The 9,794-nt window shown below is 25.0% G+C and carries 15 protein-coding genes; all 15 read left to right on the forward strand.

Annotated features, from left to right (window positions below):
• Positions 1-195: 195 nt before the first annotated feature.
• The 15 genes from OC710_RS01915 to OC710_RS01985 all read left to right on the forward strand — a co-directional run bounded on the left by OC710_RS01915 (position 196) and on the right by OC710_RS01985 (position 9,710).
• On the forward strand, positions 196-735 hold the full coding sequence (locus OC710_RS01915; RefSeq protein ID WP_004994721.1) for a hypothetical protein: 540 nt from the start codon (positions 196-198) through the stop codon (positions 733-735).
• Positions 726-1,190, forward strand: a complete 465-nt coding sequence (gene ruvX / locus OC710_RS01920) for a Holliday junction resolvase RuvX (protein ID WP_004994720.1) — start codon at positions 726-728, stop codon at positions 1,188-1,190. Before OC710_RS01915 ends, ruvX begins: the two co-directional genes overlap by 10 nt.
• 35 nt (positions 1,191-1,225) lie before the next feature.
• Entirely contained in the window at positions 1,226-1,855 is a 630-nt protein-coding gene (locus OC710_RS01925) for an O-methyltransferase (RefSeq protein ID WP_004994719.1), read from the forward strand.
• A 27-nt stretch (positions 1,856-1,882) separates the two neighbouring features.
• On the forward strand, positions 1,883-2,419 hold the full coding sequence (gene greA, locus OC710_RS01930; protein WP_004994717.1) for a transcription elongation factor GreA: 537 nt from the start codon (positions 1,883-1,885) through the stop codon (positions 2,417-2,419).
• A 1-nt stretch (position 2,420) separates the two neighbouring features.
• The gene (locus tag OC710_RS01935; RefSeq protein WP_051049953.1) at positions 2,421-2,672 is read left to right on the forward strand and encodes a hypothetical protein; all 252 of its coding nucleotides are present in this window, start codon (positions 2,421-2,423) and stop codon (positions 2,670-2,672) included.
• Between the two features lie 1,012 nt (positions 2,673-3,684).
• Entirely contained in the window at positions 3,685-3,828 is a 144-nt protein-coding gene (locus OC710_RS01940) for a hypothetical protein (protein WP_304513467.1), read from the forward strand.
• 800 nt (positions 3,829-4,628) lie between these two features.
• Positions 4,629-4,868, forward strand: a complete 240-nt coding sequence (locus tag OC710_RS01945; RefSeq protein WP_083900702.1) for an HAD hydrolase-like protein — start codon at positions 4,629-4,631, stop codon at positions 4,866-4,868.
• A 16-nt stretch (positions 4,869-4,884) separates the two neighbouring features.
• A complete protein-coding gene (gene yqeK / locus OC710_RS01950; RefSeq protein WP_004994713.1) occupies positions 4,885-5,466 on the forward strand; it encodes a bis(5'-nucleosyl)-tetraphosphatase (symmetrical) YqeK in 582 nt (193 codons plus the stop codon).
• Positions 5,467-5,473: 7 nt separating this feature from the next.
• Positions 5,474-6,025 (forward strand): 16S rRNA (guanine(966)-N(2))-methyltransferase RsmD, encoded by a 552-nt coding sequence (gene rsmD / locus OC710_RS01955; protein ID WP_004994711.1) that lies wholly within the window; start codon positions 5,474-5,476, stop codon positions 6,023-6,025.
• A 41-nt stretch (positions 6,026-6,066) separates the two neighbouring features.
• A complete protein-coding gene (locus OC710_RS01960; protein ID WP_004994710.1) occupies positions 6,067-6,279 on the forward strand; it encodes a YneF family protein in 213 nt (70 codons plus the stop codon).
• Between the two features lie 20 nt (positions 6,280-6,299).
• Positions 6,300-6,644: a super-infection exclusion protein B gene (locus OC710_RS01965; RefSeq protein ID WP_004994708.1), complete on the forward strand. Its 345-nt coding sequence runs from the start codon at positions 6,300-6,302 to the stop codon at positions 6,642-6,644.
• Between the two features lie 50 nt (positions 6,645-6,694).
• Positions 6,695-7,096: an OsmC family protein gene (locus OC710_RS01970; protein ID WP_004994706.1), complete on the forward strand. Its 402-nt coding sequence runs from the start codon at positions 6,695-6,697 to the stop codon at positions 7,094-7,096.
• Between the two features lie 130 nt (positions 7,097-7,226).
• Positions 7,227-8,096: a MetQ/NlpA family ABC transporter substrate-binding protein gene (locus OC710_RS01975; RefSeq protein ID WP_004994705.1), complete on the forward strand. Its 870-nt coding sequence runs from the start codon at positions 7,227-7,229 to the stop codon at positions 8,094-8,096.
• Between the two features lie 35 nt (positions 8,097-8,131).
• A complete protein-coding gene (locus OC710_RS01980; protein ID WP_004994704.1) occupies positions 8,132-9,055 on the forward strand; it encodes a MetQ/NlpA family ABC transporter substrate-binding protein in 924 nt (307 codons plus the stop codon).
• Between the two features lie 13 nt (positions 9,056-9,068).
• Positions 9,069-9,710, forward strand: a complete 642-nt coding sequence (locus tag OC710_RS01985) for an aminotransferase class V-fold PLP-dependent enzyme (RefSeq protein WP_051049951.1) — start codon at positions 9,069-9,071, stop codon at positions 9,708-9,710.
• Positions 9,711-9,794: the final 84 nt, after the last annotated feature.

Genomic DNA, 9,794 nt, shown 5'->3' on the forward strand with positions numbered 1-9,794 from the left:
TCGAAAGAGAGTAAATTATGGAAAGCCGGATGCTGGGAAACTTGCTTGTCCGGTTTGGACGGGGGCTGATTGTAAATAAAACAGCAAAGATAAATCGCTGAATAAAACGCAATTAATCTATCCGTATTATATAGAATAGAAGCAACTACTACTGATTATAATATTGAAATTGGTTTTGATTTAAAAACTAAGCATTTGCAAATTCAAGAACAACAAATATTAAATAAAATAGAAAAACATTATCATTATTTATCAGAAAATTGCAATATTCCGAAATTCCAAGAAACTAAAAACAGTTATAAAAGTATTTTTCTTTATAAAAAATATTGTGAAGAATTACAAAAATTTTGGTTACAAATACAAAAGCAAATTCATCAAAAAGATATTATAAAAATGACTAAAGAAGCTGAAAAAATTATACCTTCTACAATAAAACCTTGCATGTTGTTGAGTTGTGATAATATTGATATTGATGAAAACATGTTAAAAAATCTATTAGAATATTTGATACAAAAATTAAAAATTAATTTTTTATGTTTATATAAACAAAAATCTAAATATTTTATTTTAGTTTGTAAAAGTAATATTGATACTATTAATGCTAAAGATTTTATTCAACGTGTTAATATTTTAATTGAAGGTAAAGGCGGAGGGAATGCGAAATTTGCTAAAAGTATTAGTTATCAAAAGGATAAATTAATAATATTGCAACAAGAATGGTTAAAATGTTTATAAAAAAACAATTCTATCAAAAAGAAAATTTTTTAGGTTTAGATTTAGGAGAAAAAACTTTAGGAATTTCGTTTTCTAAATTTGGAATTATTGCGAAAAATTTAAAAACTATACATTTTCAGAGACATCAATATAGTAAATTAATTTTGCCTTTAGCAAATCTTATTCGTGAAATGAATATTAATATAATTGTTTTAGGTAATCCTAAACATATGAACAATAACGTAGGAGTTAAATCTAAGATTAGTATTGCATTTGGTAAAAAAATTAAGAAATATTTTCCATCTGTTGAAGTATTTTTGTGGGATGAACGACTTTCTACTCAAGAAGCAATTAATAATATGCATCAAATTAAATACAAAAAAAACAGAATTTTAAAATTAAAAGATGAAATGGCTGCTGCAATAATTTTACAAAATTTTTTAAATTATCAAAAATATCATAATAAATTTGATTAATATTGAAAAAAAATTTATAAAGAAATAATATATCTATGTTTTATAATTTAAAAATAAAATATTTAAAAAATATGAAAAAGTACGCAATTCAAGAAAACATACCTATCATTCCTGAAGAAACTGGGATTTTTTTAGAAAATTTTATTAATACTAAAAAAATAGTAGATATTTTAGAAATAGGGACTGCTGTCGGGTATAGCGCGTTAACTATGTGCAATCCAACTAATCGAATCCAAACATTAGAAAGATCCAAGATTTATTATCAATTAGCCAAAAAAATATTTTCTCACACACCTTTTAATATTGAGGTAATTTGGACAGAAGCTCTAATTTATCAACCTAAAAAAGATTATGATTTAATTTTCATTGATGGCGCTAAATCACAATATTGCAAATTATTTGAAAAATATCAAAAATTTATAAAAAATAATGGTTTTATTATTTGTGATAATTTAAATTTTCATAATTTATTTAATAAACAAAATAATTCTAAAAATGTTTGTAAAATTCTAAAAAAAATACAAGCATTTAAAATATATTTAAAAAATAATTATTTTTTTAAAACTACATTTATAAATGTAGGAGATGGATTGAGTATTTCGTGCAAGAATTTTTTACCATCCGAATATATATATTTTAATGATAAAATAAATTATCCAAATTAAAAAATAATAAAAAAGAGGTTAGTTATTATGAACCAAGATCTTGATTCTTATGAGCATAAATATAAAATTGATAAAAAAAATATTCATAAAGACAAACAAATTTATAAACTAACTCAGGAAGGTGTAGATAAATTAAAGCAAGAACTAGATCATTTAACTTCCACTAAAAGAAGTGAAAATTTAATTTCTTTAAAAGAGGCTCGTGATCAAGGAGATTTAAGTGAAAATGCTGATTATGCAGCTGCCACTAATGAACAAATTATAATAGAAACACGTATTTCTGAAATCAAAAATATTTTAAAAAATATGCAAATTATTGATCATTCTAACCAAAATAAAGAAATTGTTACCATTGGTAATACGGTAGATATTCAGTTTTTAGATAATATGGAAATTTTAAAATTACATTTGGTTGGCATTTTAGAAGTAGATCCTTTGAACAATAAATTTTCTATTGAATCACCTATCGGACAAAGTTTACAAGGGCATAAAGAAGGTGATCAAGTAAGATATAAATCTGAAACAGGTAAAATAATTGATATTAAGGTTTTGAAAATAAATTGATATGAAATTAAAAAAATATACAAATTATATACCTAGTTTTTATTATGATTCTGTTTTTGAAATCCCTTTTGAAGATTTATTGCATAAAAATATTAAAGCTTTATTTTTTGATTTAGATAATACTCTTATAGAACCATATCAAAAAACTTTAAATGATAAAATTTATAATTTATTAATAAATATTAGTAAAAAATTTCAAATAATTATACTTTCTAATGGGGCGCCAAAGAGGCCTAAATATCGTGTGATTTGACCAATCACCAGTGCAGATAAACACTGAAAGGATAAGAATGGTTCATTAAACGAAAGAATAGTGAATTACAGCAGTTCTTAAAAGCGGGTTGCGACGAAGTAGTTAGTCAAAAAGATTCCGCCACCTAATAATCCCATGGATAAGCCTGAAATGGCCTAAGAAGCTAAGAAGATGTAATTTAACCTGTTTCAACAAGCTACTGTAATAACCGAACAGTCCAGAATCTATCCGATATAGCATTAGGATTGGATAGTTTATCAGTTAAAAACCTGGAATCTCACCATTATCAAAATGGTCACTTCTCCTAACGGATTAAGGTCGATATTTAGAGTAACTTGGAGAATCCTAAAAGCTAGTTATTAAATTAACTAATAATGAAATAAAAGTCATTAGGCTCAAGGATAAAGCGACTTTTTAGTAGTCGGAGGAGTAAAACTTAATTTGGAATAATTAAGTTAATCGCCCTCCCAAGATGAAGGTTAACGGCTTTTATAGGGCGAAAGAAGTCAGTAATTTATTGTTTATTCAATGATAATAAGGGAATTGGTGTTTATGTCAACAACTATTTTTGATCCAGAAACTAAACTTTGGCGAACATTGAATATCATTCAAGATTGTTCATTAAATGTTCAACCAGAACTTAAAACGCTGGATTAATAATATAACTCAACAACTACTATCAAACGTTCAATCATATCACGGTCCATAAGGAATGTCGAATGGGAATATTGATAGTTAAAAACTATATACGGTATTGGAAATCCTAAAAATTAAACAATACCACCATAAATAAGTCAATGACGATTGTCTACCATAATCAGTTAAATAATTTTTTATCCCAAAAAAGTAAGATAAAAAAAGTAAAAAAAATCGAGATCTTTCAATATTTTCGATATTAAAGAACGATGAATTATTAATACCTTGGCACCAATATTAATTCCCTAAAAAGAACGATAAGAATAAACAACTAATCAGTGGTAACACAAAGTTAGTCCGATAAAAAGGATAAATTATGGCAAGCCGGATGCTTGGAAACTTGCTTGTCCGGTTTAGAGGGGGGCTGTTTGTAATAGATAATCGAAATATAGGGTTATTGAAACGCAAATATTCTATCCCTATCTTCTCGCCGGAAATTAAAAAAAATTTTATCAACTAACTTTAATTATATTTATCTTAATTTATTTCATAAAAAACCTGCTTATTGGGGTTTCAAAAAAGCTTTACAATTAACTGGGCGCAAAAGATGCGCATAATTCCGCTATTTAACGCATAGCCTGGAGTGATAATCTCCAGAGGTCACGTAAACACTGTAAGGTGGGCTTGATTAATTGTCTCGAAAGAGTAATTAATAACAGCAAAAGCACGCAAGCGCGATGAGACGAAATATCTAGTCAATAAGTCAGCGCCAGACCAGAAGTTAAGGAGAAGGTGAAAATCCCTAAGCGGTTAGGTAGCGTGGTAATCTGTAAACATTCTGGTAAGGTATTGATACCAGGATTAGGAAAGATATATAATATATTAGTTAAGTATTATATATATTATCAATATGGTTAAAAAACTAACCCTTTTCTACACTAATTTCATTAAAATATTGTTATTAATATTTTTATGAATGCTCCAATTGGCAACAATTGTAAACTGCACCTAACACTTCTCGTAGAATTATGTCGTAACTTTGATCTCCCTAAAAGCACCACCAAAGGGTTAAAACTAACAGCTGTTAGGCTCAAGGGAAAAGCGAAACTTACAGTAGTCGTCAGTTTAATTCTAGAATTGGAATATTTTAGAAGAACCTGACCACGGCAAAGGGTAATAACCTTTACATGGCGAAAGAGTTTCAATATCTGTAATCAGATATTAGGCGCCGGATGCTTGGAAACTTGCTTGTCCGGTTCTGTGGGGGGCTAATTGCGAATATGAAAGTTAAATTATCAATGCACTTTCTAAACCGAGTTAATCTATCCCGATAAAACAAAAAATCACGAAGTAGTTATGATTGGGGACCAATTAACCACAGATATTAAAGGAGCTAATAAATTAAATATTATATCTATTTTAGTAAAGCCTTTGAATAAATCACAAGAAAATTTATTTACAAAATGTAATCGTTTTTTTATAGAAAGACCTTTAATTAATTTAATTCGAAAAACTAATTTAAGTATTTATAATAATAAGTTTAAGAATTTTATTAAATAATAAATAATTATAATTTATGTTAATAGAAACAATTTTAAAAAAAATTAATAATAAATTTAAAAATGATATTTATCGTTTGAATCATATTTTAGGAGTTTATCAAAAAGCTACTGATTTAGCTTTATTTTATGGAGAAAATGTTGAAGAAGCTCAAATAGCTGCTTTATTTCATGATTATACTAAAAATGAATCATTAGAATTTCATTTATCTTTATTAGATAACGAAATTATTAATAAATATAAACAAATGGTATTTATGTATCATGCTTTTAGCGCGCCTATTATACTTCAAAAAGAATTTAATATTAATAATACAAATATTTTTAATGCCATTCGTAAACATGTTTGGGGCCACGAAGACATGAATAAATTAGACAAAATTATTTTAATTAGTGATAAAATAGAAGATAGCAGAGAGTTCCCTAATATTAATTATTTTCGGGAATTAGCTTTTAAAAATCTAGATCAGACAATATACGAATTATTAAAAAATAATATAAATTATTATAGTAAAAAAGGATTTGAACCTTTTCCAGAGCAAATAAAAATTTTAAATTCTTTAAGTAAAAAAATATTTAAATTGAAAAAAGTTTGGTAATATCTAAATGTTACGTATTATATCAGGAAAATATAAAAATTTTCGTTTAAATTTAGTACCTTCACAAAAAACTAAAAGTTCTACTCATTTAATTCGAAAAGCTTTATTTGATACTATTCAGAAAGATATTCATAATAGTATTGTCTTAGATTTATTTGCAGGTTCTGGGGCTTATGGTTTTGAAGCTTTAAGCAGAGAAGCTAAAAAAATTTTTATGGTAGATAATTCGCTTCCAGCATATTTAACCATTAGAAAAAATCAAAACAAACTGAAAATTAATAATCAACAAATAATAGTTTTTTACAAAAACTATTTAAATATATTAAAAAGATTTATATCGCAAAAAATTAAATTTGATGTAATCATTTTAGATCCTCCTTATGCTTTTGAAATCAAAAATTTATTTCAAAAATTATTTAAAATAATCCATTCTAGAAGTTGGGTTATTTATGAAACTAATCATAAAAATTTATTACCTGATGTTGATCAAAAATTTATTTTAGTTAAAAATAAAAAATATGGTAGCAAAAGGTTAGTTTTTTACAAACCTATTATTTAACAAAAAAATATTAATTTGGAAAGGGGAATTTAGTATATTTTATGGCTTGGTTCGAAACAATTTCATTTTTATTGGGTTTAATTATAGGTATTTTATCAGGAGCATTAATTATGTTTTTTGGTTTTAAAAAATATTTAGAAAAAAACCCTCCCATTAATAAAAAACAAATTAAAGAAATGTTTAAACAAATGGGAAGGAGTCCTAGTGAAAAACAACTTCAGCAAATTATGTTAGCAATGAAAAATAAAAAATAAACGGAGATTAAATAAAAATAATGAAGTATTATATATTGGTTGTAATTATATTTGTTATTGCGATAACATTTATAATTATGAATTTAATATATCGATTTAATTTTAATTATAAAATTGAACGTTATTTATTAAATTGTGATCTTTTAGAGCAAGAAGTTTTAAAAACTTTTATTAAAAATAAAAATCAAACTTTTCCTTTAACTAATCAATCGCCAATTACTCAAAAATTTTTAAATTTAAATATTTTGACTAAAATAAAAAATGACGATGTTAATCCGGCTCACGGAATTTATTTGTTAAACGCTAATATTTTTGATTTAGTTATAAAAAATAATAAATTAAAAAAAATCTATTTAGAAAATTAATTTAATATTATATTTTAATTGTTATCAAATTTTAAAAGGTATGTCTGAACATGAAAAACCAAATAGAAATTATAGCTTATTATGAACCAAAATTACAAGATATAGGTATTATTCATAAAGGGTTAAAAACAAAACTAACTTCAGCATTCGCAAATAGTTCTGAAATTAGCAATCCTAAAGAATTATTTTGTGTATCTTTATTGATTTGTTTTTATAAAACCACACGTAAATATTTGAATCATTCTGATTTTAAAATTAAAATTTTATGCAATAGTTGTAGCGATGATAAAGGTTTTTATTTCGATATAAATTTAGTGTGCGGTATTAAAAATTTATCACTTACCGAAACACAAGATATTATGAATATTGTTCATCAGAAATGTCCAATTTCCCGTATGTTAAATAATTATCAATATTTTAAAATTAAACCTATATTATATAAAGAATTTTAAAATATTGTGGTTAAAAAATCATTTAAACTATTTTATTGATTTAATATCACTTAATAAAGAAATCATTTCATTATAATTAAATTTTTATATTATTAAAGAGTATATATTTATTTTTAGAAAGAAAAAAAATATGAATTTTTCTAAACCAAAATTACAAATAATAAAAGTTGCTAGTCCGATACAAGCTGTATTAAATACTTTAAATAAAGCTAAAGAAATTTATTTTCCACAAGGAATAGATTTACAAGTTATTAAAACTGATTGGACCGAAGAAAGTATTGATAAATTATCTGATGGTTCTGTAGATGGATTAATTTATACTAATGTACATGTTTTTAAAGCCTATAATGAATTCTTAAAAAAACAAAATAAAGAATTATTTTCTTACATACAACCTTTTTATCACTCTAAATATGGTTTATATATAAATCGTAACAATAAAAAACAACTTACTAATTTAGAAAAAGTGAAACAATATCAGAATTTAAAAGTATTATTAGCAGTATCTTTTGCTTTTATTCAACCATGCGATATGTCTCGATCACTTTTACTATTGAAAAATTTAGGATTAATTAGCATTCCTGAAAATATTATTAAAACTAAAAAATTAGATATAAGTTTAGAAGATATTAGTAACCCATACAATTTACAATTTATTAAAACTTCACAAATACCTTATCAATTTGAACAGCCAGATGAATTTGATTTAATGGCTAATTGGCCAGCTTTTATGAAATACAATGCTGATTTTATTAGAATTGGCTCTAATATTTCAGATGACAAAGAACCTCAAGATGAATTAGTAGAATCTTATGCTATAGCTTTAATTTCGCGTCAAAGTAATGCAGATAGTCAAGAAATTAAATTGTTGCAAAAAATATTACAAAACCCAGAAGTTAAAAAATTTCACGCTAATCAAACAAATAACGGTGAAATTGATTATGTAATGATTTCTGATCCAGAAAAAATCAAAAACAGAATAGTTAAAAATTGGTTATAAAAAAACATATAAAAAGAAGAAGGTCCATTTAAAAAATGTTTAATTGTCAATCATGTGGTTGTGAAATGAAATCAAAAAAAATCATTAAAATAGCTACTAATTTTCCATCTACTTTAGAAACTTTACAAAAAAATAAAAAATTAATTAATCAAATTGGTTTTGAATTGCAAATTTTTGATGAAAATCAATTAAAAGAACAATATCAAGTAAATTGTAACGATGCTTTAAAAGCAGGAATTATTGATTTTAATATTGCCAACAACTTTCATACTTTAAAAGCTTATAATAATTACTTTGCTCCTGAACCTTTAGAACGTTTAGAAATGATTGAACCTTTTTTTCATCCTAAATATGGATTATACGCTAATAAACAAAACCCTTTAAAGATTCAAACATTAGAGGATGTAAAAAAAATAAAAAACGCTAGAGTTCTTTTTGCTCCGTTTAATGATTTGTTTACTGCTCCTTGTGATTTATCGCGTTCATTATTATTATTAAGAAAATTAAATTTAATTAAAATTGATGAAAAAATTATCGAACAAAAAGGTTATAATTTATCTTTAGAAGATATTGAAAATATTTCTAACTTGCAATTTATTAAAACAGATAACATTTTTAAAGTAGCTCAATTATTTGAAGATTATAATACATATGATTTAGCTATTAATTGTCCGGGTTTAATGAGGAAAAATGTTAATTTTTTACGTTTAGGTTCTATAGGCTTAGGAACTAATGAAAACGAAGAACCTACAGATATTGTTTTTTCTTCGTATGCTATTATTTTAGCCGCTAAAAAAAATTGTCAAAGTAGTCAAAATATAAAAGCAATGAAATGGTTTTTGCGAAATGAAGAAGTAAAAAAAACTTTATTACAAACAGGTAAACCTAATCATGACTATATTATGGTTGGAAATCCAGAACAACTTAAATATAATATTTTAAATAAATTCGATAAATAAAAGATAAATTTATATGATTAATCAATTTCGTAAGTATTTCCCTATTTTTGAAAATAATCCTGATTTAATTTATTTTGATTCCGCTGCAACTACTTTGAAACCCCGAATAGTTATTGAAGAATTGCAAAATTTTTATAATAACAATGGCATGAATATTCGTTCATCTTCTGGTTTAGCAATGCAAAATAATTTATTAATTGAGCAAACTCGAAAAGATATATCGAAATTCTTAAATGCTCAGCCTAAAGAAATTATTTTTACCAAGGGTGCTACTGAATCTCTAAATATGATTGCCGAAATGTTACGACATTTTATTAAACCTGGTGATGAAATTATTACTTCCGAATTAGAACATCATTCATGTTTATTGCCTTGGATGCGAATAGCTAAAGAAAAACAAGCTAAATTAATTTTTATTCCTTTGGATAAAGATTATAAAATAACAGTAGATAATTTTTGTCAAGTTTTATCTAATAAAACTAAATTTGTAGTTTTAAATCATATATCTAATACTTTCGGTTATGAAACGCCTATTAAAGAAATTACTTATATTGCGCATCAAAAGAACATTTTGGTAATTTTAGACGCAGCGCAATCAATAACACATTTATCTGGGCGCCAAAGAGGCCTAAATTTCGCGCTATTCAACCAGTAGCCAGAGCCGATAAACTCTGAATGGGTATGGTCGGTTTGATAAACGAAAGAATATCAAATTACAGCAGACCATAAAAGCGGATTG

This window comes from 'Vigna radiata' phytoplasma, from assembly GCF_030586915.1.
GTDB lineage: Bacteria > Bacillota_I > Bacilli_A > Acholeplasmatales > Acholeplasmataceae > Phytoplasma > Phytoplasma australasiaticum.